At 68.8% G+C, this 21,776-nt stretch carries 21 protein-coding genes and 2 tRNA genes; 8 read left to right on the top strand and 15 right to left on the bottom strand.

What is annotated here, in order from left to right; translation table 11 throughout:
• Positions 1–52 precede the first annotated feature (52 nt).
• A complete protein-coding gene (locus GV790_RS30515; protein WP_175585821.1) occupies positions 53–226 on the bottom strand; it encodes a hypothetical protein in 174 nt (57 codons plus the stop codon).
• 189 nt (positions 227–415) lie between these two features.
• Between GV790_RS30515 and GV790_RS07570 the strand changes: the two genes are divergently transcribed.
• On the top strand, positions 416–943 hold the full coding sequence (locus tag GV790_RS07570; protein ID WP_163811875.1) for an OsmC family protein: 528 nt from the start codon (positions 416–418) through the stop codon (positions 941–943).
• A 4-nt stretch (positions 944–947) separates the two neighbouring features.
• On the opposite strand, the gene GV790_RS07565 is transcribed toward GV790_RS07570, so the two are convergent.
• On the bottom strand, positions 948–1,619 hold the full coding sequence (locus GV790_RS07565; protein WP_163811873.1) for a TetR/AcrR family transcriptional regulator: 672 nt from the start codon (positions 1,617–1,619) through the stop codon (positions 948–950).
• 139 nt (positions 1,620–1,758) lie between these two features.
• Here GV790_RS07565 and GV790_RS07560 point away from each other — a divergent pair, with 139 nt between their 5' ends.
• Both GV790_RS07560 and GV790_RS07555 read left to right on the top strand, forming a co-directional pair.
• Entirely contained in the window at positions 1,759–2,904 is a 1,146-nt protein-coding gene (locus GV790_RS07560) for an acyl-CoA dehydrogenase family protein (protein ID WP_163811871.1), read from the top strand.
• A gap of 156 nt (positions 2,905–3,060) precedes the next feature.
• Positions 3,061–4,059: a hypothetical protein gene (locus GV790_RS07555; protein WP_163811869.1), complete on the top strand. Its 999-nt coding sequence runs from the start codon at positions 3,061–3,063 to the stop codon at positions 4,057–4,059.
• Here GV790_RS07555 and pspM read toward each other — a convergent pair.
• The 5 genes from pspM to pgsA form a co-directional block, all read right to left on the bottom strand.
• Positions 4,056–4,928, bottom strand: coding sequence for a phage shock envelope stress response protein PspM (pspM, locus tag GV790_RS07550; protein WP_163811867.1), 873 nt, complete (start codon positions 4,926–4,928; stop codon positions 4,056–4,058). The genes GV790_RS07555 and pspM overlap by 4 nt on opposite strands.
• Before the next feature lie 123 nt (positions 4,929–5,051).
• Positions 5,052–5,885, bottom strand: a complete 834-nt coding sequence (gene pspA, locus GV790_RS07545; protein ID WP_104359183.1) for a phage shock protein PspA — start codon at positions 5,883–5,885, stop codon at positions 5,052–5,054.
• Between the two features lie 216 nt (positions 5,886–6,101).
• The gene (locus GV790_RS07540; RefSeq protein ID WP_163811865.1) at positions 6,102–6,548 is read right to left on the bottom strand and encodes a helix-turn-helix domain-containing protein; all 447 of its coding nucleotides are present in this window, start codon (positions 6,546–6,548) and stop codon (positions 6,102–6,104) included.
• Between the two features lie 109 nt (positions 6,549–6,657).
• Complete coding sequence (locus tag GV790_RS07535; protein ID WP_163811863.1) at positions 6,658–7,161, bottom strand: CinA family protein; 504 nt, start codon at positions 7,159–7,161, stop codon at positions 6,658–6,660.
• Complete coding sequence (pgsA, locus tag GV790_RS07530) at positions 7,158–7,814, bottom strand: CDP-diacylglycerol--glycerol-3-phosphate 3-phosphatidyltransferase (RefSeq protein ID WP_375139378.1); 657 nt, start codon at positions 7,812–7,814, stop codon at positions 7,158–7,160. The genes GV790_RS07535 and pgsA overlap by 4 nt, the downstream gene beginning before the upstream one ends.
• A gap of 110 nt (positions 7,815–7,924) precedes the next feature.
• Here pgsA and GV790_RS07525 point away from each other — a divergent pair, with 110 nt between their 5' ends.
• Together GV790_RS07525 and GV790_RS07520 are read left to right on the top strand one after the other, a co-directional pair.
• On the top strand, positions 7,925–8,539 hold the full coding sequence (locus GV790_RS07525) for an amino-acid N-acetyltransferase (RefSeq protein ID WP_163811860.1): 615 nt from the start codon (positions 7,925–7,927) through the stop codon (positions 8,537–8,539).
• A 37-nt stretch (positions 8,540–8,576) separates the two neighbouring features.
• Positions 8,577–8,864 carry a YciI family protein gene (locus GV790_RS07520; RefSeq protein WP_163811858.1) on the top strand — a complete coding sequence of 96 codons (288 nt, stop codon included), beginning with the start codon at positions 8,577–8,579 and terminating at the stop codon, positions 8,862–8,864.
• Between the two features lie 48 nt (positions 8,865–8,912).
• Here GV790_RS07520 and GV790_RS07515 read toward each other — a convergent pair whose 3' ends face one another.
• A complete protein-coding gene (locus tag GV790_RS07515; protein WP_163811856.1) occupies positions 8,913–9,899 on the bottom strand; it encodes a TerC family protein in 987 nt (328 codons plus the stop codon).
• Between the two features lie 689 nt (positions 9,900–10,588).
• Between GV790_RS07515 and GV790_RS07510 the strand changes: the two genes are divergently transcribed.
• Together GV790_RS07510 and GV790_RS07505 are read left to right on the top strand one after the other, a co-directional pair.
• Positions 10,589–10,671 (top strand) — tRNA-Tyr (locus tag GV790_RS07510).
• Positions 10,672–10,696: 25 nt separating this feature from the next.
• Positions 10,697–10,769, top strand: a tRNA-Arg gene (locus GV790_RS07505).
• A 186-nt stretch (positions 10,770–10,955) separates the two neighbouring features.
• Here the strand turns inward: GV790_RS07505 and GV790_RS07500 are convergent.
• From GV790_RS07500 to dapA, 3 genes are all read right to left on the bottom strand, one after another.
• Positions 10,956–13,583, bottom strand: a complete 2,628-nt coding sequence (locus tag GV790_RS07500) for a DNA translocase FtsK (protein WP_163811854.1) — start codon at positions 13,581–13,583, stop codon at positions 10,956–10,958.
• Between the two features lie 212 nt (positions 13,584–13,795).
• A complete protein-coding gene (locus tag GV790_RS07495) occupies positions 13,796–15,817 on the bottom strand; it encodes a ribonuclease J (protein WP_163811852.1) in 2,022 nt (673 codons plus the stop codon).
• Positions 15,814–16,737, bottom strand: a complete 924-nt coding sequence (dapA, locus tag GV790_RS07490; protein ID WP_163811850.1) for a 4-hydroxy-tetrahydrodipicolinate synthase — start codon at positions 16,735–16,737, stop codon at positions 15,814–15,816. Before dapA ends, GV790_RS07495 begins: the two co-directional genes overlap by 4 nt.
• A gap of 208 nt (positions 16,738–16,945) precedes the next feature.
• Here dapA and GV790_RS07485 point away from each other — a divergent pair, with 208 nt between their 5' ends.
• Positions 16,946–17,509, top strand: a complete 564-nt coding sequence (locus tag GV790_RS07485) for a hypothetical protein (RefSeq protein WP_163811848.1) — start codon at positions 16,946–16,948, stop codon at positions 17,507–17,509.
• 10 nt (positions 17,510–17,519) lie between these two features.
• On the opposite strand, the gene GV790_RS07480 is transcribed toward GV790_RS07485, so the two are convergent.
• Genes GV790_RS07480 through GV790_RS07465 form a run of 4 tightly spaced genes read right to left on the bottom strand, consistent with a single transcriptional unit; the run spans position 17,520 to position 21,774 of the window.
• Positions 17,520–18,731 carry a winged helix-turn-helix domain-containing protein gene (locus GV790_RS07480; RefSeq protein ID WP_163811846.1) on the bottom strand — a complete coding sequence of 404 codons (1,212 nt, stop codon included), beginning with the start codon at positions 18,729–18,731 and terminating at the stop codon, positions 17,520–17,522.
• Between the two features lie 46 nt (positions 18,732–18,777).
• Positions 18,778–19,797 carry a hypothetical protein gene (locus GV790_RS07475; protein WP_175585820.1) on the bottom strand — a complete coding sequence of 340 codons (1,020 nt, stop codon included), beginning with the start codon at positions 19,795–19,797 and terminating at the stop codon, positions 18,778–18,780.
• Entirely contained in the window at positions 19,790–21,076 is a 1,287-nt protein-coding gene (locus GV790_RS07470) for an ATP-binding protein (RefSeq protein ID WP_163811842.1), read from the bottom strand. Before GV790_RS07470 ends, GV790_RS07475 begins: the two co-directional genes overlap by 8 nt.
• On the bottom strand, positions 21,073–21,774 hold the full coding sequence (locus GV790_RS07465) for a response regulator transcription factor (protein WP_163811840.1): 702 nt from the start codon (positions 21,772–21,774) through the stop codon (positions 21,073–21,075). Before GV790_RS07465 ends, GV790_RS07470 begins: the two co-directional genes overlap by 4 nt.
• Positions 21,775–21,776: the final 2 nt, after the last annotated feature.

Here is a 21,776-nt window from a genome sequence, read left to right as displayed (position 1 = left end):
ACGGGCCGTGCGTCTTCCGTATCGGGAAGCCGCACGGCCCGTGCGTGGTGGGTCAGAGTTTGCTCACGGTGTTCTTGTCCGCACCCGACACCGCCTTGTACAGCAGGTAGAGGCCGAACACCACGGCGCTGATCATCAGGATCGGGAACAGGCCCTTGATCAACGCACCGATGACGGCCAGTGCGATCCAGACAACGGCGACCACGCCGATGATCTTCCACAGCATTTCGTGCCTCCCAGCAATTCGTCGTCCTCCGAGCATGACACCGGGTAGGCGATAAATCACCAGGTGAGAGCCGATATCGGGGTGAAGTTCAGGGTTCACCCCTAGCCGCGGCAGCCGGCGCATCCGCCGTCAGAATCATGGCGAACACAACCCTCGTCGGCGGTGCCGTCGGCCCCTACCGTCGCGGTCATGACTACTACCCCGGCGCCCACGACCACGCCGCTCAACGACATCGCCGCTGCCACCGCCACCGCGGTGGCCGAGGATTCCCGCAACGCTCAGGTCGTGTTCCGCGCCTCGGCCGTTCCGCAGGGCCGGGTAGGGAGTTCGATCACGGCGCGGTCGCACACCCTGGTGGTCGATGAGCCACCGACTCTCGGCGGAGACGATACGGCCGCCAATCCGGTGGAGGTGTATCTGGCCGCACTGCTGTCGTGCCAGGTGGTGACCTACCGGTTCTGGGCCCAGCGGCTCGGCATCACCGTCGACGAGCTGTCCTTGACGGCCGAGGGCGATCTGGATGTGCGCGGCTTCTTCGGCCTGGACGATTCGGTGCGCCCGGGTTTCCAGCAGGTCCGGGTGCGGGTACGGGTGCGCGGTCCGGAGACCGATGAGCGTTACGCCGAACTCCAGCAGGCGGTGGAGGCGCACTGCCCGGTGCTGGATCTGACCACCGGTGTCACCCCGGTGCATGCGACGTTGGAGATCACTCGCTGAGCGTTCAGCGCCGTTCCAGTGGCGAATTCGGGTCGAGCACCACGCCGACGGTCCGCAGGTGGTGGTCGATCAGCAGCCAGGCCTGGGCGGTGAGCAGCTCCACCAACTCCTCGCGCGAGGTGTCGCGGTAGGACAACCACCACTGCACCGTGGCATCGATGAGGCCGAGCAGCGCGACGACCAAGCGGTCCGCGGCCACGGGATCGGCGTCGAACCGGGGGATGTAGCGGACCGCCGCCGCGGAGATCTCGGCGGCGAACGCACTGCCGCCGATGCGCGGCATGTCCTTGCCCCGGTAGTAGTTGCGCCCCAGCAGGAACCGATACAGGTTCGGATGTTCGCCCGCCCAGCCGACATGCGCGACGATCGGGGCGCGGATGGCGTCGAGCGGAGTGCCGTCGACCACGAGCGCCCCGCGGATCCGCTCGGTGATCTCCAGGTGTGCGCGCTTGGCCACCGCCCAATCCAGCTCCGCCTTGCTGGCGAAATGACGATAGAAGTGGGTGCGGTTGAGGCCGGCGCGGTCGGCGATCTGCCCGGTCAGCGCGTCGGGGCCGTGTTCGGCGATCGCGGCGATGGCGGCGTCGACGATCGCGGCGCGCCGTTCGTCGCGCGCTGCGGAAACCGAACCCGAACGGCGGGTCTCGGCGGTGTCGGTCCATCGCTGTCGTTCCACGTCGCGCCACGCTATCGCAGGTCGGGTCCGTGGCGACGAAGGTGGGGCTTGTCACACCGGCCAGTGTGGGACACACTGTACCCGTTATTCCCGGTAACGAATACCGTCCCCGGGGCCGCTCAACGGGAGGACACACCCGATGACCACCTACCGGTCGTGTTGGATGAACGAGGACCTCGATGCGCTGCGCGAGCTCGCGCGGGCCTTCTTCGAGAAGGAAGTCGCGCCCAACGTCGACAAGTACATCGAGCAGCACCACGTCGACCGCGACCTGTGGAACAAGGCCGGTGAACTGGGACTGCTGTGCCTGTCGATCCCGGAGGAATACGGCGGTGGCGGCGGCACCTTCGCGCACGAGGCCGTGCTGATCGAGGAACAGGCCCGCGTGGTGGACACCGCCTGGGGCCAGAGCCTGCACAACGGCATCGTCGCGCACTACCTGCTGGCCTACGGCACCGAGGAACAGAAGCAGCAGTGGCTGCCGAAGATGGCCAGCGGTGAGGTCGTCGGCGCAATCGCGATGACCGAGCCGGGCACCGGATCGGACCTGCAGAATGTCAAGACCAAGGCCATCCGCGATGGCGACGAGTACATCGTCAACGGGTCGAAGACCTTCATCACCAACGGCGCGCAGGCCGACCTGATCATCGTGGTGGTCAAGACCGACACCAGCCAGGGCGCCTCCGGCATCAGCCTGGTGCTGGTCGAGGCCGACCGGCCCGGTTTCCGGCGTGGGCGGGTGCTGGACAAGATCGGCCAGAAGGGTCAGGACACCTCCGAGCTGTTCTTCGAGGACGTGCGCATCCCGGTGAGCAATCTGCTCGGCTCACAGGAAGGCCAGGGCTTCATCCAGCTGATGCAGCAGCTGCCACAGGAACGGCTCATCATCGCCGTCGGCTCGGTGGCGGGCATGGAGGTCGCGCTCGAGCACACCCTGCGCTACACCAAAGCGCGCGAGGCGTTCGGCCGCCCGGTGTTCGGTTTCCAGAACACCAAGTTCAAGCTGGCCGAGGTCGCCACCGAAGCCAAGATCGCCCGGGTGTTCACCGACGACTGCATCGCCAAGCACATCGCAGGCGAGCTCGACATCCCGACGGTCGCGATGGCCAAGTGGTGGACCACCGAGCGCGCGATGTCGGTGGCCAGCGAATGCCTGCAGCTGCACGGCGGCTACGGCTACATGACCGAATACCCGATCTCGCGCATGTGGGTCGACAACCGCGTGCAGATGATCTACGCGGGCACCAACGAGATCATGAAGGAAATCATCGCCCGCTCCCTCTGAGCGCCGATGATCATCGGTGGGGCCGCGCCGGCGCCCCACCGCCTTCGGCTCGCCACCGCGAACACCGGAAGCGATCGAGCCGTACTCCGCGCGTCGTCTTGCTCTCGGCCGCGGGCGCGGGCTCTGATGGGGCCGGAACCGAGCGAGGAGCCCGCGATGACCGACGATCCCCAGCATCCGTCCTGGGCCCGCGTCCTCGACGCGATGGTGCGCGAAGCCGGCACCGAGCCACCGATCCACGGAGTCATCGCCAGCGCGGACCCCGCACCCGGCGGCGCCGGATGGGTGAGCTTCGCCGGACAGCAGAGGCCGACGTTCGTCGGCGCGACCGGCCCGGATCGCACCCTCTGGCGGGTCTGGCGCCATGGTGCGCGCATTCGCGTCGAGAACCAGGACGGACACCCGCTGGTCCTCAGCGATGGGGTGCGCTCGTGGCGGTTCGACACTCCGGGCGAACCGCCGCTCGAGGATGACGCGTCGGCGGTCCGGTTCATCGGCAGCGCCGTGCGGCTGGTGGTACGGCGCAGCGCAAACGATTTCGTGGGCGACGATTTCACCCGCCCGACCGGCCCCATCACCACGACCGTCTTCCTCGGCCGTCCGGCCTGGGCGGTGGAACTCGGCCCGCCACCGCACAAACCGTTCCCGATACAGCTGGTGGTCGATCAGGAAACCGGACTCGTGCTGCAACAGCGCAATGACGACGCCGGGCTGGTCAGTGACGAATGGATCGAGCTGAGCGTTGGTGCGCCGATCGACGATGACGTGTTCAGCTGGCCCGGACCGGTACGCACGCGGGCCGATGAACAGCGCCGGATGCGGGAGCGCGCCCTGGAACGGCAGCGACAGCACCGAGAGTGGTTCGCCCGTACCGTCACCCCGGAGCCACTCTCGATTCAGGTAGATGTGCCGCTCGATATCGAGACCGTTCACGAATTCGACGAAGCGACCGGTGCGTTCACCGCTTCGCTCGGCCGTCCGCCGTTCTGGTCGATGCTCGCGCGGCGTCCGCGTTCGGCCGAACCGTGGGAGCTGGGCTGGGCCGGCAGCGTGCACCGATGGTCGACCGCGGAATTCGACTGGGCGTTGCGGGTGGACGGCGCCGAACCCACCGCACAGTCACTGGCGCGGCTGCGGGAGTTGCTCGGCGGCTAACCGCCGTGCGGCGGCAGGGGTGCGGGCGCCTGCTTGTCGGCGATTTCGGTGAGGGCCTGAGCCCAGCCGTCGAGGCGGTCGGCGGCGTGCTGGAGTTCGGCGACGATGCCGTTGAACTGGTAGGCGACAACGGTGCTGTCGGGCACCGCGAGTACGCGACCGGCGGCGGCGACGAGTTGTTCGTATTCGGCGACACCGGATTCCAGCCGCTGCACCGCCGCGCCGACAGTGGCCGTGAGCGAGGCGCCCGCCTGCGGGTTGGTGCGGCCGACGGTGGCCGCGGCGCGTTCCATGGCGACGATGTCGGCGGCCAGCGCGTGCAGGGCGGCCGCGCCGGAGCGAGCGGTATCGAGCAGGTCGTCGAGTTCGTCGGGCGGCAGCCGGCGCGATCGCGCGATCTGGGCACCGAGATCGTGCATGGCCCGCTCGGCTCGGACCAAAGCGACGATCGGGGCCCGCGCCGCCGAACGCACGCCCGGCGCCTTACGCGCGATGAAGGCCGCCTGCGGCAGCGGTTTTCCGCGCAGCCGCAGATAGCGGCGCGCACTGAGCGCGGTGCCCGTCACCAAGGCCACCGCGCCGCCGCCGACGACCACCACGGCCCAGGCGGGGGCCGAAATGATGACCAGCCCAACGGTTCCCACCGTGGTGAGACCAGAAACGGTGCCCAATTGCATGCTGCGCCTGCGGGCCCGGCGGCGCTTGCGTAGTTCGCGTTCACGCGGATCCGCCCAGCGGCGCACGGCCACGAGTGCGTGCTCGCCCACATCGCGCAAGGTGTCGGGCAGGTTGGTCTGCCCGGTTCCGAAGGCCGGTGATCCGAAGATGTTCATGCCGTCGACGCGGCCGCGGGAACCGTTGCGGCTCATGTCAATCCTTCCGCCGACACCACTACGACCGCCCCGCCGGACGGTCGGCGTTCGGGGCGGGTGCGGGCGCCGATCGGTCTACCGGACGCCCGCACGCTCGCCACCATGGTTGTTTCCTCGCCGCTACTGCTGCGCGGTCTGGCCCTTGTTCATCTGCGGCTGCGGCTGCGCCGGATCGGCCTGCGCCTGCGCCGGGTTGATCGCCGGTGCGGCACCGCCGGAGGGCAGCGCATCCCCGCGCATGGAGGCGCGGATCTGCTCGAGCTTGCTGTGCCCGGCCATCTGAATGCTGGCCTGCTGCACTTCGAGCATCCGGCCCTGCACCGAGTTCTGGGCGAGTTCGGCCGAGCCGAGCGCGGTGGCATAGCGGCGTTCGATCTTCTCGCGCACCGCGTCCAGGCTCGGCGTGGAGCCGGGGGCCGAGAGGGTGGAGTCCATCTGCTGCAGCGAGGCGCTGACCTGCTCCTGCATCTTCGCCTGCTCGAGCTGGCTGAGCAGCTTGGTGCGCTCGGCGACCTTCTGCTGCAGCAGCATGGCGTTCTGCTCGACCGCCTTCTTGGCCTGCGCGGCGGCCTGCAACGACTGATCGTGGAGCACCTTCAGGTCTTCCACCGACTGCTCGGCGGTGACCAGCTGCGCGGCGAAGGCCTCGGCCGCGTTGGTGTACTGGATCGCCTTCTCGGTATCGCCCGCGGCGGTCGCCTGATCGGCCAGGGTGACGGCCTGACGGGCGTTCGCGTTGAGCTTCTCGACCTCGTCCAGCTGACGGTTCAGCTTCATCTCCAGCTGGCGCTGGTTGCCGATGACCGACGCGGCCTGCTGCGAGAGGGCCTGATGCTGGCGTTGCGCTTCCTCGATAGCCTGCTGAATCTGGACCTTCGGATCCGCGTGCTCTTCGATCTTGGAATCGAAGAGGGCCATCATGTACTTCCAGGCCTTGACGAACGGATTAGCCATCGATTGATCCCGCCTCCATCTGCTGCGCCGCTGTGCGCGACTCCAGTGCGCGACCGTCACGCACCCGATATGTGCCTATCCTCCACTACGTGGCGCCTGGACCGGGCCAACCCCGCGAGTAGGGTCGGACACGGTCTGCTTCCGCCGCCTATGACGAATCTATCCGCTTTTGCCGGTGGCCCGCAGCGTTGCCACGGCACACCGCCGATTCGGGGCTCACGCGCTCTTCACCAGAACCAGGGTGTCCGAACGCGGCGCGGGGATGACGATCCTGGTGTCGCCGTCGATATGCGGGCGTACCTCGGGGCCGGCCACCGACATCGTGGCGGTGGCGGGTTCGGCGGGTGCGGCCTCGGCTTCCTCCGCGGCGGCCGGGGCCTCGGCCGCGTCAGCGCCCGCCGGCACCGCGACGGCGGGCTCGCGCACGTCGTCCACCCCGGCCATGATCGTGCTCACGTCCCACAGCACTCGCGACAACGGAACATCGAGGGCCTCGCAGATCGCGGCCAGCAGCTCGCTCGAGGCCTCTTTGCGGCCTCGTTCGACCTCCGACAGGTAGCCAAGGCTCACCCGCGCGGATGTGGACACCTCCCGCAGAGTTCGCTGCTGGGCGAGACGCGCACGCCGCAGACTGTCACCGATCGCTTCTCGCAGCAGCGTCATCTCGGTCTCCTCACTCCCTGTTTCCAGGCGTCGGCGCGCATGCGCCGCTTTCTGGCACAACGTCCAGGTGCGTCCGGTTGGTTCCCGAGCGAGAGATCTCGCCGCGAATTCAGTCCGCCGCCGCCGGAGCCCGCACACATCGCAGGAGTTCGGCGAGCGCGGTCCGTGCCGCACCCAGTCTGATGTTCCACCGGTCGCCGGACAGTTTCAACCGCATCACTTCGGTGTGCCCTGGACCGGCCAGTCCGAGGAAGACCGTGCCGACCGGGTATCCGCCCTGCGGGTCCGGCCCGGCGACCCCGGTCAGGCCCACTCCCCAATCGGCGCCGCAGCGGGTGCGGGCGCCGACGGCGAGCTGTTCGGCGGTGCTCGCGGCCACCGGGCCTTCGGTGTCGAGCACCTCGGCGCCGACTCCGGCCAGGCTGTGTTTGAGATCGGTGGCATAGACCACCAGCCCGCCGCGCAGTACCGCGCTGGCACCGGGAATCCCCGCGATGGTGGCGCTGAGCAGGCCTGCGGTCAACGATTCGGCGGTGGCGACGGTCTGGCCGGCCGCGGCCAGGGCGGACACGAGTTCGGCGGCGGGCACCTGCGCGGTGAGCGGATCGCTCATCCGTTGCGGTGACGGGGAGATCCGGCGAACCACACGCGCGCCGCCTGGCCGACGTAATCGAGTCCGGTGGCCACCGTCAGCACCAGCGCCAGCCACATCAGCGCCATCCCGGCGGTGGCGAATCCACCGGCCAGCGGCAGCACCAGCACCGCGATGGCCAGCGACTGCACCAGAGTTTTCAGCTTGCCGCCGCGACCGGCCGGGATGACGCCGCGGCGCACGACCACCAGCCGCAGTAGCGTGATGCCCAGCTCTCGGCCGCAGATGACGATCGTCATCCACCACGCCAGATCGCCCAGCACCGACAGCCCGATCAGCGCGGAACCGATCAGCGCCTTGTCGGCGATGGGGTCGGCGAGTTTGCCGAAGTCGGTGACCAGGCCGTATTTGCGGGCCAGTTGCCCGTCGAAGCGATCGGTGATCGCGGCGAGCCCGAACAGCGCCGCCGCGGTGATCCGCCACCCGGTGTCGTGACCGCCGCCGGCGAACAGCGCGAGCACGAACAGCGGTACCAGCGCGATCCTGGCCATGGTCAGCACGTTCGCGATGTTCAACAGCGGAACGGCGGGCTCGGCGGGCGGTGGCACCAGACCCGGGCGCAGCGGCGCGGGACCGGACCAGCCGCGATCCATTTCCTCGGGTTGCACGCTCATGGCCGCCTCTGGATCCAGTCGCGCTGCCCGGCGCGATGCGTTGAGCGGTACGACTGGGTGTGCGGCACATCTCCAGACTATCGGTAGCGGGGCCGACTACTGTGCACCCCATGACCTCACGGGGACCACTGAGTGGTTCGACCAGCGACGCACCCGCCGCGGTGCCCGCCGATCCCGCAGGCGCGGCGCCGTCCGGCGCGCCCGCCACCGCATCGGCAGGCGCGCATGATCGTGCCCCGACGGTGCGACGTGCCCGAACCTCGGACGTTCCCGCGATCAAAGCCCTGGTTGACGTCTATTCGGGCCGGATCCTGCTGGAAAAGAATCTGGTCAACCTCTACGAGGCCGTGCAGGAATTCTGGGTTGCCGAGCAGGACGGCCGGTTGGTCGGTTGCGGCGCGCTGCATGTGTTGTGGGCCGATCTGGGTGAGGTTCGCACGGTGGCGGTGCACCCGGATGTGAAGGGCCAGGGTGTGGGCAAGCTCATCGTGCGCAGGCTGATCGATGTGGCCAGGGAGCTGGAACTGAGCCGGCTGTTCGTGCTGACCTTCGAGGTGGAGTTCTTCTCCCGGCACGGATTCGTCGAGATCGACGGCACGCCCGTGACCGCCGAGGTGTACGCCGAGATGTGCCGGTCCTACGACACCGGCGTCGCCGAATTCCTCGACCTGAGCTACGTCAAGCCGAACACCCTCGGCAACACCCGGATGCTGCTCACGCTCTGAGCGGCTCCCGCCCACCTTCGACAGAAAGCGATCCGACGTGCCGCTGTTCGCCGTCCACTACACCTACACCGCCGAGACCGTGCCCGGGCGCGACGAGCATCGTCCCGAGCATCGCGGCTGGCTGGCCGATCGGCTGGCCGAAGGCACGCTGCTGACCAGCGGGCCGTATCCGGACGGTTCGGGCGCCCTGCTGGTGTTCCGGGCCGTCGACGAGACCGCGCTGCGCACCCTGCTGGCCGAGGATCCGTTCGCTCGCAAGAACCTGATCACCGAGGTCAGGGTCAATGAATGGCTGCCCATCTTCGGAGCCATGAGCCAGGTATGAGCACCGGTGGTGCCGGCCGGGAAACCGACCGGCACCACCGGGTTGCCACTACTTTGCCGCCTGTTTGGTCTGCTTGGTGCGCAGCAGGCTCGCCACCGTCGCCACCACCAGGATGCCGATGATGACCGACAGCGAGAACGCGGTGGAGATCTCCGGCACCGACACGTGCTCACCGCCGTTGATGAACGGCAGCGTGTTCTCGTGCAGGGCGTGCAGCACCAGCTTCACACCGATGAAGGCCAGGATGGCCGACAGCCCGTAGGACAGGTACACCAGCCGGTCGAGCAGGCCGCCGATCAGGAAGTACAGCTGACGCAGGCCCATCAGCGCGAAGGCGTTCGCCACGAACACGATGTAGGGCTGTTCGGTGAGGCCGTAGATGGCGGGGATGGAGTCAAGCGCGAACAGCAGGTCGGCGAAGCCGATCGCCAGCAGCGCCAGCAGCATCGGGGTGACCGCGCGCCGGCCGTTGATCTTGGTGAGCAGCTTGTCGCCGTCGTATTCGTCGGTGGTCGGCACCAGCTTCTTGGTCAGCGCGACGATGCGACTGTCGCGTTTCTGCTCCTCCTCGACCTCGTGTCCGCTCTCGCGCAGCAGCTTGACCGCGGTGTAGACCAGGAACAGGCCGAACAGGTAGAACACCCAACTGAACGCGCTGATCGCGGCCGCGCCGACGGCGATGAACACACCGCGCATGACCAAGGCCACCACGATGCCGATGAGCAGCACCTTCTGCTGGTAGATCCGTGGCACCGCGAAGGTGGACATGATGATCAAGAACACGAACAGGTTGTCCACCGAGAGCGCCTTCTCGGTGACGAAGCCCGCGTAGTACTCCCCGGCGTAGGTCCCGCCCCACTTCCAGGCGATGAAACCACCGAAGGCCAGTGCGAGGCCGATGTAGACCGCCGACCAGAAGCCGGACTCACGGAAGGTCGGTTCGTGCGGTGTGCGTACGTGGGCGAAGAAGTCGAAGACGAACAAACCGAGGATCACCGCGACGGTGATCCCCCATTCCAGCGCGGTCACCTGCATGGTGCGCTCCGATCGGCAGTAAGACTCATGGCGTCAATCATGCCCGATTTGCCCGTTTCGCTCGGCTTGCGGGCTGGTTGCTCACCATGATTTCACATCCCGCGCAGGTCACCGCGCGCCGTGATGTCCGTCTCGTGCACCGGGGCCGGCGGTGCACCGGCCCACACGCGTCAGGACATCACGTCGGCTACGCAGACCGCAGCGGCCGCGGCCGGCCTCGCCACCGCACGATCGCCGTGCGGCGTCGGGTGCACGTGGCTGCGCTCGTTGTCCTACATCCACCGGAACCGGGCCGAGATGGCGCGCCCGACAGCGCCGGGCCGAAAGCGCCGGTCGACAGTCCGGCGCGCGGACAAAGAAATACTCGCCGCCGAAAAACTCTTTTCTGGAACATAATTCGGGTGCTACCGTTGTAGCCGTCATCGAAACTCCCCCGGTACCAACACGACAGGCGAAAGGCCGGAACCATGAACGTGCAGCGCATTCACGAGCGGCAGATGTGCCGGCTCGGCGTCGCACGCCGGAGCGGCGCATTCGTCCTGCCCGAAGCCATGCCGTACGCGGATGGCCTCGCTCGCGCCCGGAGCAGCCCCTAGCCAGACCTTTTCGGATCCGGCAGGGGTCATTCCACGGCGAAAGCCAGGAATGGCCCTTTTTTCGTGTGCACATCAATGGTGCGCAGAAATTGCGGCAGTATGCCCGAGCGGACGAAAGGGCCTGACTGTAAATCAGGTGCATTACGCCATCGGAGGTTCGAATCCTCCTGCTGCCACATATTCATTGCCGCGTAATTCTTCGCGCTCGTAGCTCAACGGACAGAGCATCTGACTACGACTCAGAGGGCTGGAGGTTCGAATCCTCCCGAGCGCACGCGGGCCGAATGCTGTCCAGCCTTCGGCCCATGGCTCACGCAGGTTGCCGCCGGGCTCTCATAAGGCCCGGTCGCGTGGTTCGACTCCACGGTGAGCTCCGACGGAGGTCACTCCTCGTCCGATCCCGCACGTGCACCGCACGCGGCGGTTCGGCCAGAGCAAACCTTCCGAACCGGGGCACCGATCAGTCCTCGGCCTCCGGCGGCGGCTCGTCCCCACCGCCGCGGATCGACCACAGCAGCCCTTCGAGCTCATCCGGTTTCACCAGCACATCACGCGCCTTGGAACCCTCGCTCGGCCCGACGACGTTGCGGGTCTCCATCAGGTCCATGAGCCGGCCTGCCTTGGCGAATCCGACCCGCAGCTTGCGCTGCAACATCGAGGTGGAACCGAACTGTGAGGTGACCACCAGCTCCACCGCCTGCAAGAACAGGTCCAGATCGTCGCCGATGTCGGGGTCGACGTCCTTCTTCTCCCCCGCCTTGGCCGCGGTGACGCCCTCGGTGTACTCGGGTTCGGCCTGGTTCTTGGTGAATTCGACGACGGCGTGGATCTCCTCATCGCTGATGTAGGCGCCCTGCAAGCGGGTCGGCTTACCCGCGCCCATCGGCAGGAACAGGCCGTCACCCATACCGATCAGCTTCTCCGCGCCCGGCTGGTCCAGGATCACGCGCGAATCGGTGAGCGAGGACGTCGCGAACGCCAGCCGCGAGGGCACATTGGTCTTGATCAGACCCGTCACCACGTCCACCGACGGCCGCTGCGTCGCCAACACCAGGTGAATGCCCGCGGCACGCGCCTTCTGGGTGATCCGCACGATCGCATCCTCGACGTCGCGCGGGGCCGTCATCATCAGGTCGGCCAGCTCGTCCACGATCGCCAAGATGTACGGGTACGGGCGGTAGACCCGTTCGCTGCCCAGCGGCGCGGTGATCGCACCCGACTTCACCTTCTTGTTGAAGTCGTCGATATGGCGCACCTTGTTGGCCTGCATGTCCTGGTAGCGCTGCTCCATCTCCTCCACCAGCCAGGCCAGCGCGGCCGCCGCCTTCTTCGGCTGGGTGATGATGGGCGTGATCAGATGCGGAATGCCCTCGTAGGGCGTCAGTTCCACCATCTTCGGGTCGATCAGGATCATCCTGACCTCCTCCGGGGTGGCCCGCTGCAACAGTGAGACCAGCATCGAGTTCACGAAGCTCGACTTACCGGAGCCGGTGGAACCGGCCACCAGCAGATGCGGCATCTTGGCCAGGTTCGCGGCCAGGAACTCGCCTTCGATGTTCTTGCCGAGCCCGATCACCAGCGGATGGTGATCGTTGCGGGTCGACGGCGCCTTGAGCACATCGGCGAGGCGCACGAGTTCGCGATCGGAGTTGGGCACCTCGATGCCGACGGCCGACTTGCCGGGGATCGGCGCGAGCAGGCGGACGTTCTCGGTGGCGACCGCGTAGGCGATATTGCGGGCGAGGGCGGTGATCTTCTCGACCTTCACACCGGGCCCGAGTTCGACCTCGTACCGGGTGACCGTCGGTCCGCGCACGAAACCGGTGACCGCGGCGTCGATCTTGAATTGCACCAGCACCTCGGTGATCGCCTCGATCATCGATTCGTTGGCGGCGCTGCGCTTCTTGGGCGGTTCCCCGTCGGTGAGCAGGCTCATCGGCGGCAGCGTGTAATCGCCTTCGATGACCCGGTCGGTGACGAACTCCGGTTCCTTCGGCGGCGGCGGAGTCTGGTCGACGACCTTGGCCGGCTTCGGCTTGGCCTTGGGCTTGGGTGGTTCGGCCGGGACGTCGGTGGCGATCGGCTTGGCGTCGCGCAGCGGCGGTTCGCCCAGCGATTCAGTAACGGCGTCGGAGCCGGCGAACTCGTCGGTCGGGTAGTTCTCCTCGGGTGTGCGGCCACGACGACGGGAACCGCCGCGGGTGAGCGGGAAGCCGTCCGCGTCGTAGCCACCGGAGGCGAAGTCGGGGTCGTAATCGTCGTATTCGTCGCCACCGCTCGCGGTGCCGAAGTAGTGCCGGAACAGGGCGGGCACCTCGCGCACGGTGGTGCCGGTGACCAGCAGGACACCGAAGACGATGGCCAGCAACAGGATCGGCACCGACAACCACGCCGTCAGCCCGTCGGTGAGTGGGCCACCGACCACGAACCCGACGAAACCGGCCGCGCGCGACCGGCCGTGCGCGTCGGTCGGGGCGCCCGCGGCGATATGCCAGAGCCCGAGCATCGGCAGCCCCACGAGCAACCCGCCGAGCACCAGCCGGGGCCGGATCTCCGGATGCGGTTCGGTACGCATCAGCACCAGGGCGATGCCGGCGGCGACGAACGGCAGTGCCGCCGAGGCCGACCCCGATACCGCACGGATCACGTCCTCGACGAAGTGTCCGATCGGGCCGCCCGCCGAGAGCCACACCGCGGCCGCGATGACGCCGCTGAGAGCGATCAATGCCAGCGCGATCCCGTCGCGGCGGTGCCCGTGCTCGATCTCCCCCGCCCGGCTCAGCGTGCGGGTGGTGGCTCCGAGCCCGCGCGCCAGCATGGTCCAGCCGCCGCTGATCCCGCGCCCGATGACGGCCAGTGGTGCGGTGTCGGACCGGCGGCGCGCGGGACGTCGCGCGCCCGAGGCGCGAACCCGCCCGGCCGAAGCGCGGCCGCGAGCCGCTGAGGTGCGGCCACGGCCGGCCGAACCGGTGCGAGTCGCCGAACGAGATGGGTTCGTCGCCGAACGATTGGAGGCCGCCGTTGTCCGCCCCCGTGCCGATCCCGCCCGCGCACGTGTCGTAGTGGTGCTGCGGGACTTACCTGCCATGAACTCAGGCTAGCCGTAAACGCACCATCTGGACCATCCGCAACACTGGTATCGCCTGTAACTTGTGCGGATGAGCGGGGCGAATGCCCAGGTGATGGGGTTCATCATGCACCGGACCGCGACATCGGACACGCCGACACACCGTCGTGGCGTGCGGCAGGCAACAGAAAACCCGCCGGACGAGTGCTCGTCCGACGGGTTCGCCGCGAGATTCAGACCCCGATGACCGTCGGCACGATCATCGGACGGCGCCGGTAGGTGTCGGCCACCCAGCGTCCGACCACCCGGCGCACGCCCTGGGCGATGCGATGGGTGTCGGTGATGCCTTCCCCGGCCAGGCGCAGCAGTTCGCTCTCGACCAGCTGCGCGGCCTCCGAGAGCGCCGTCGGATCGTCGGAGAAACCGCGACCGCTGACCTCCGGCGTGCTCACCGCCTTGCCGGTGGTCTCGTCGATCGCGACGGTGATGGCGATGAAACCGCCCTCACCGAGCACCAGGCGGTCCGACAGGGTGGATTCGCCGACGTCGCCGACCGACAGGCCGTCGACGTAGACGTGGCCCACCGGCACCCGGCCCACGATCGAGGCGATGCCGTCGACCAGATCGACCACCACACCGTCCTCGGCCAGCACCACGCGGTCCTCGGGTACCCCTGTGGCCACCGCGAGCGCGGCATTGGCGCGCAGATGCCGCCATTCGCCGTGCACGGGCATCGCATTGGTGGGCCGGACCGCGTTGTACAGGTAGAGCAGCTCACCCGCGGAGGCGTGCCCGGAGACGTGCACCTTCGCGCTCTGCTGGGTGATCACCGAGGCGCCGAGCCTGGCCAGGCCGTTGACGACGGTGAAGACCGAGTTCTCGTTGCCGGGGATCAGCGACGAGGCGAGCACTACCAGGTCGTCGGCGCGGATATTGATCTGGCGGTGGTCACCGCGCGCCATCCGTGACAGCGCCGACAACGGTTCGCCCTGCGAACCGGTCGAGATCAGCACCAGCTTGTCGCTGGGCAGGGTGGCGGCCTGATCCAAGTCGACGACGATCCCGTCGGGCACCGTCAGATAGCCCAGATCCTGGGCGATCTGCATATTGCGGACCATGGACCGGCCGACGAAACAGATGCGGCGCCCGTACTTCTGAGCGACGTCGACCACCTGCTGGATCCGGTGCACATGACTGGCGAAGGAGGCGACGATCACCCGGCCCTTGGCCTTACCGATCACCGTGTCGAGGACGCCGCCGATCTCACGTTCGGGGGTGACGAAGCCGGGCACCTCGGCGTTGGTGGAATCCACCAGGAACAGGTCGACGCCTTCGTCGCCGAGGCGGGAGAATCCGGCCAGGTCGGTGAGCCTGCCGTCCAGCGGCAGCTGGTCGAGCTTGATGTCGCCGGTGTGCAGGGCGACGCCGGCCGGGGTGCGGATGGCGACGGCGAGCGCATCCGGAATCGAATGGTTGACCGCGAAGTACTCGCAGCCGAACGGGCCGTGCGTGGTGTGCTGGCCTTCGGTGACCTCCACCAGCTTCGGATGCTGGCGGTGCTCACGGCATTTCGCGGCGACCAGCGCCAGGGTGAACTTCGATCCGATGACCGGGATGTCGGGCCGCAACCGCAGCAGGAACGGCACGGCGCCGATGTGGTCCTCATGGCCGTGGGTGAGCACGACCGCGACCACGTCGTCCATCCGGTCCTCGATCGGACGGAAGTCCGGCAGGATCAGGTCGACGCCGGGCTGTTGATCTTCCGGGAACAGCACGCCGCAGTCGACGATGAGCAGCTTGCCGCCGTACTCGAAAACGGTCATGTTGCGGCCGATTTCGCCGATGCCGCCGAGGGCGAAGACCCGCAGGCCGTTACTCGGCGCCTTCGGCGGCGTGCCGAGGCGATCCTGCGGAGCGACCGCGGCCCGTGGATCCGGCTGCGGCGCGGACTGATCGCCGCGGCCACGCCCACCCTGCCGGGACCGGCCCTGCTTACGCGGACGGTCCTGTCCGGTACGAGATTCGGTGGTCTTCGCGGGCGCCGCGGCCTTTTCCGGCGCGGCTTTTTCCGGTGCGGGCCGCTCGGGCGCGGTCTGCTGCACGGGCGCGGCCGGAGCCTCGGCCTCGCTCGGCGCGGGAGGCGTTGTGTCAGCGGGCTTTTCCGGTGCGGCGGGCGGCTGCGGCGGACGCGGCGCGGCCGGGCCGGCGCCGCGGCTGGCGGAACGGCGGGGACGACGGCCTAGCGGGGCCGTCATCCCAGCACTCCGGCCGCGCGCAGATCGGCGCTGAGCAGGTCGAGCTGATCTGGACCGGGCATGAGCTGCGGCAATCGCGGCTCGCCGACGTCGATGCCGAGCAGACGCAGGCCCGCCTTCGACATGGCCACCCCGCCCAGCCGCGCCATCGCGGCGTTCAACGGGACCAGGCCTGCGTTGATTTCGCGGGCGCGGACCACGTCACCGGCGGTGTAGGCGTCGACCAGTTCGCGCAGCCGCTCCGGCACCAGATGGCCGATGACGCTGATGAATCCGGTCGCGCCGATCGACAGCCACGGCAGGTTCAGCGTGTCGTCGCCGGAGTAGAAGGCCAGGCCGGTGGTGGCGATGAGTTCGGCCCCGGCATTGAGATCGCCCTTGGCGTCCTTGACCGCGACGATGCGCGGGTGCTCGGCCAGGCGTCGGATGGTGTCGGAGGCGATCGGCACGATCGAGCGCGGCGGAATGTCGTAGAGGGTCACCGGAAGATCGGTGGCATCGGCGACCGCGGTGAAGTGTGCGATCAGGCCCTCTTGAGTGGGCCGCGAGTAGTACGGCGTCACGACCAGCAAACCGTGGGCACCCGCCCGCTGCGCGTTGCGCGCCAGCTCCACCGAATGCGCGGTGTCGTAGGTGCCGGCGCCGGCGATCACGGTGGCGCGCGAGCCGACGGCGTCGACGACCGCACGCAGCAGATCGGCCTTCTCCGACTCGGTGGTCGTCGGCGATTCACCGGTGGTGCCGGAGATCGCGAGCAGGTCGACACCCCGGTCGACCAGGCGGGCCGCCAGCGCGACGCCGGTATCGACGTCGAGCTTGCCCTCGGCACTGAAGGGGGTCACCATCGCGACGCCGACCGTGCCGGAGGCACGCAGCCGACTCGAATCGCCGGCGCTGCCGGGCCCTGGGTGGTTACGCATGCTGCCGCCTCCGGGCCTGCGCCTCGCACCGCGGTGTCGGCGTCGATTCACCGTTCGTCATGGTCAGAAAGGCTACCCGGTCCGGGATGCACCCTCGACACCCTCGTCGCCGTTCGGAGACGCCGGGCACATGATACCCGTCTCATAGCGTCGCGGTGACGCCAAATCGTTGCTTGAACGACATCACCTTTGGCGTCACACTGATGTCATGGATCTGGACACATACACCGCCCGACTCCGCGCCGATCTGATCGCAGCGGCAGCTCTCGGCGACGAGAAAACCCAGGCCACGGCCGCCGCCCTGGCCGCGGCCGTGGAGAGTTCGACGCGGCTGGTGCTGTTGTCGGCGCTGTCCGATATGGCCGCCGAGGTCAGCGCAGCGCTCGGTGACCGCACCGTGCATGTCTCGATGGACGGCACGAACGTCACGGCCGATGTCCGCAACAATTCGGCCACCGACTCCGAGCACCCCACTTTCGAGGAGATGACCGGCGATATCAGCCGGGTCACCCTGCGTCTGGTGGAACAGCTGAAGTCGCGTGCCGAGGAGGCCGCGGCACAGAGTGGGCAATCGCTGAACTCGTGGATGTCCGGTGTGGTGTCGGGGGCGTTGCGCGATCAGATGCGCGGCTACGGCGGATACGGCGGCCCGAAACGGAGCACCGGCGGCCCGACCCCGCACGCGGGCGGTTCGCGCGACACCGGCGACTCGGCCCGCGACAGCGGTGGCGCCTCGCCCGGCACCGGCGATACCCGTTCCAGCGAGGACTGAGGCCCTCGGTTCAGCTCGCCGCGCGTAGCAGCGGCGCCAGATCCCCGCGCTCGCCGATGACGACATCGTCGAGCTCGAGCCAGTCGGCCATCTCCCGCAGCGCCGCCGACAGCGCCTGCGCCGTGTGCGCATCGCACCGGCCGGGTTCGGCGAACGCGCCGGGCACCAGCAGACGCCCGGCAGCACGTTCGGCACGCAGGTCGACGCGGCCGACCAACTCACCGTCCAGCAGGAACGGGAACACGTAATACCCGTGCACCCGTTTGGGTTCCGGGGTGTATATCTCGAGCCGGTAGTGGAAGCCGAAGACGCGTTCGGTGCGGGCCCGGAAGAAGATGAGCGGATCGAAGGGGCACAGGAGGGCGGCGCCGCTGATCCGGCGCGGCGTGGTGGCACCGGCTCGCAGGTAGGCAGGGGCGCCCCAGTCGGCGATCTCGATCGGGATCAGCTCGCCGGCGTCCACGAGGTCAGCGATGGCCGGTTTGGTCTGGGCGCCGGCCAGCCGGTAGTAATCGCGCAGGTCGGGCTCGGTGGCGACGCCGAGTGCGGTGGCCGCGCGCAGCACCAGTTCCCGGATGGCCTCCGCTTCGCCGACCGTTCGCTCGAACACCGCGGCGGGCAGCACCCGCTCGGCGAGGTCGTAGTGGCGGGTGAAGCCCACCCGCCGGCCCACCGAGAGCTCACCGGCGGCGAAGAGTTGCTCGCAGATCATCTTGGTGTCGCTGAGGTTCCACCACGATCCCGGCGGGCGCGGTTTGTCCAGCTCCAGATGGCGTTCCACCTCGCCGGCACTGGCGGCGCCGACCTCGGCGATGACGTCGAGGATGTCTTTGCCGAGCGTGGGGTTGCGTTCGAGAACGGCACGCGCACCGCCCCAGCGTCCATGTCGGTAGCGCTGCATGCGCCAGCGCATCAGCGGCCAGTCCTCGACCGGGATCAGCGCCGCCTCGTGCGCCCAGTACTCGACCAGCGTGCGTGGGCGGCGGGTGTCGGTATGCCAGGCCGCCTCGTCCAGCAGCCCGCGGTCATAGACGCCGATTCGGCTGAACACCGGTGCGTAATGCGCCCGGACCACTGCCGAGACCGAATCCACTTGCAGCAGTTGGGTTCTGCCGAGCACACCGGAAACGGTGCGTCGGGTCGCCTTGGCCGGCCTTGGTCTACCGAAGCCCTGCGCCGCCAGCGCCGTCCGCCGCGCCGCCGCCGCACTCATCGTCCGCATACCCGCACCCTGCCATGCGGGTACGACACATTCCTGCCGGGGCAGCTCAGGTGGTGACCGTGACCTGCCCGGCCAGATCGATCTCGGTGCGGCGGTCCTGCTCGGGCGCGTTCGCCAGCACCGTCGCCAGAATGCGGCGACCGGTCGGCAGGATTCGCACGGTCACCGAGCCCGCGTTGGCCGCGTCCAGCTCACGGATGGCCGCCTCGATCACGCGACGACGCACCGAGCGCGGCACTCCGTCGAATCCGCCGTCATCGAGCAGCACCACCTCCACTCCGCGTGCGCGAGCACCACGGGCGGCGCTGTTGAGTTCGTCGGTGGCCAGCTGGGGCGCCCGCAGCCCGTCGCGCAGTTCGGCTTCCAGCAGCCGGCATTGTTCGCGCTCGTACGGGGTGAGTTCGACACCGTCGGCGATGCGTTCCAGGATCGGGCGCGCCACCTTGTCCAGCCGGGCCAGCTGACGATCGCGCTCACCGTTCTCGGCGGCCATCGTGGCTTCGGCGGCCGCGCGCATGGTGGCCTCCTCGCGCAGCAGCCGCAGCGACCGCTGGGTGGGCCGCATGATCAACGCACACACCGACACGCCCGCTACGGTGGCGACCGGCACGATCGAGCCGACGATCACCCCGGCCGAGAGCCCTGCCACCGCACCCACCACCGCCACCACGACGGCCACTCCGGCGACGCCGAGCCAGGCCACGCCCATCCGCCCGCGCAGCACCAGCACGGCGAGCACATACGACGACGCGAAAGCCGTCCACACCTGACTCGACGCGTACTCCTGCACGTCGAAGGTGGTCAACGCGGTGGCCAGCGGTCCGGCGATCACGATGTAGGCGGTCGCCGGCCAGGGCAGCGGCTCGTGCGGCGCCATCAGCACCACGACGCCCGCCACCACCAGCAACACCAACGCTGCCGTGGCGGGCACGGGCGAGGCCTCGCTGAAGTTGCGGACCATGTACAGCACGATGGTCAGCTCCAGGATGGCAAGGAACAGCCAGCCCGCGGCACCGCGCAGGCCGAGCAGATCGCGCAGTCCGAAATCCGCGCTCGTCTCAGCCATCGCCACCCCAGACCAAGGTCACCGTCGTCCCCTCGCCCGGCTGCGATTCCACGAACGCGGCGCCACCGGCCAGCTGACGCATCCGGCCGAGAATGCTCACCGAGATGCCGAGCCGGTCAACCGGCACCACATTCTGATCGAATCCGGCGCCGTCATCGCGCATTTCGGTGCGGATACCGCCGGCGCTGACCGTCACGGTGACGCTGCGGCGCACCTCGCGGCCCGGCACCGTGGCATGACGCAGGCTGTTGCGCGCGGCCTCGGCCAGGGCGGCGGCGATCGTGCTCGCCGCGGTCACCGGCAGGCGTAGATCGTCGAATCCGGCGGTGCGGCGGGCGGTGAATTCGATGCCCGGATTCACCTCGTGCACTGCCGAACGCAGGAAACCGATCGCCGACTGCGCGTCCAGATGGTCCGGATCGGTGCTGCCCGCGCGCGATTCGTCGAGCTGTTCCAGGGTGCGCTCGGCCTGACGACGCAGCACCGGCGATTCCGTGCCGCCGCGGGAGGCGTCCAGCAGGGTGGACAGCACCGCGTCGTGGATGAGGGCGGCGAACCGGGCACGTTCCCGGTCGCGCGCGGCGGCGCCGGCGACGGCGGCGGCCCGGCGGCCTGCCACCTCCGATTCCCGGTCGACCCGGATGCCCGCCTCCCTGGCGTAGACCACACACCACAGGAACAGCGCGCACAATCCGGCCGCCCGCGCGAAATCGCCCGCCGTGGTCAACGCCGAGACATCGGGCACCACGAACAGATTGACCACGGCCGACAGCGCCGAACCGACGAACAGGTAACCGATCGCGGGCCCGGTGGGCCATGCCAGGGCCGCCGCGAGCACGCCGAGCGCGAGCACGCGATACACCCACACCGAGCCCACGGCCTCGGTGGGCTGGGAGTAGGCGAGCATGATCACCACCATCGCGGCCAGGAAACTGACCGCCGCCGCACCGCTGACGAGCCGGATGGTCCGCGGCGGCGCCCCGATGGACACGAAGGCGAGCACCGGAAACATGCCGAAGGCCAGCAGCACCGCGGTGATCGTCCAGCCGGGGGCGATATCGCGGCTCTGGTCGGCGATCTCGGGCAGTTCGACCAGGGCGGCGATCACTCCGGCCAGCCCCACGACCAAACCGAACCGGCGCAGGATGCGTTCGGAGGCGCCGTCGGCGGCTCGGTCTCGCGACACCGCTGCCAGACCGCGCCACCAGCGGGTCGCGCGAACTCGGTCGAGCGGGGTGGGCGCGGTCGGGGCGGTGTCCAGCAAGCTGGACGCGGTCACGGGCGCGGATGCCGCTCGGGGACCGGCAGCCATCCGTCCTCCACCGCGCGCTTGTACAGGTCGGTCTTGGTGGGCGCGGGCCGGCCCGCGTCGGCGTACTTCTGCCGGATCCGGCCCAGATAGTCGTTGACGGTCTGTTCCGACAGGCCGGTGAGCCGAGCCACCCGCGACGCCTTCTCCCCCGACGCGTAGAGGGTGAGCACCTCTTCCTGACGCGGGCTCAAACCGACACTCGACAACTGCGGATCACCATCGATGGCGGCGGCCCAGTCGGTGGTGACGACCTGCTCGCCGGAGGCCGCCCGGCGCACCGCGGCCACGACGGTGGGCACATCCTCGGATTTGCGCACCACGCCGAGCACACCCGCACGCGCCGCAGAACGCACCAGGAAGGCGTTGTCGGCGCCGGTGAACACCAGCACCTCCATGCCGCGCTCACGCAGCGCACGCACATTGTCTTCGGGCGTGGACCCGTCGGCCAGCCGCAGATCCAGCACCACCAGATCCACCGGATCGGCTACGGCAGGATCGGCGAGCAGTTCCGCGACGGTCCCAGCCGTCGCCACCAGGTCGAGATCGGGATGCGGGGCGAGCATCGCCGCCAAGCCGATCGCGACCGATTCATGGTCTTCGACCAGCCCTATCCGGCGTGGAGTGCTTTCGACCCCTTCGGCCCACGTCACCTCGACAACTCCCATCC

Origin of the sequence: Nocardia cyriacigeorgica (assembly GCF_010858045.1) — a bacterium.
In the GTDB taxonomy this organism is placed as follows: Bacteria; Actinomycetota; Actinomycetes; order Mycobacteriales; family Mycobacteriaceae; genus Nocardia; species Nocardia cyriacigeorgica_E.
This window is presented reverse-complemented; position numbering and strand designations above follow the sequence as displayed.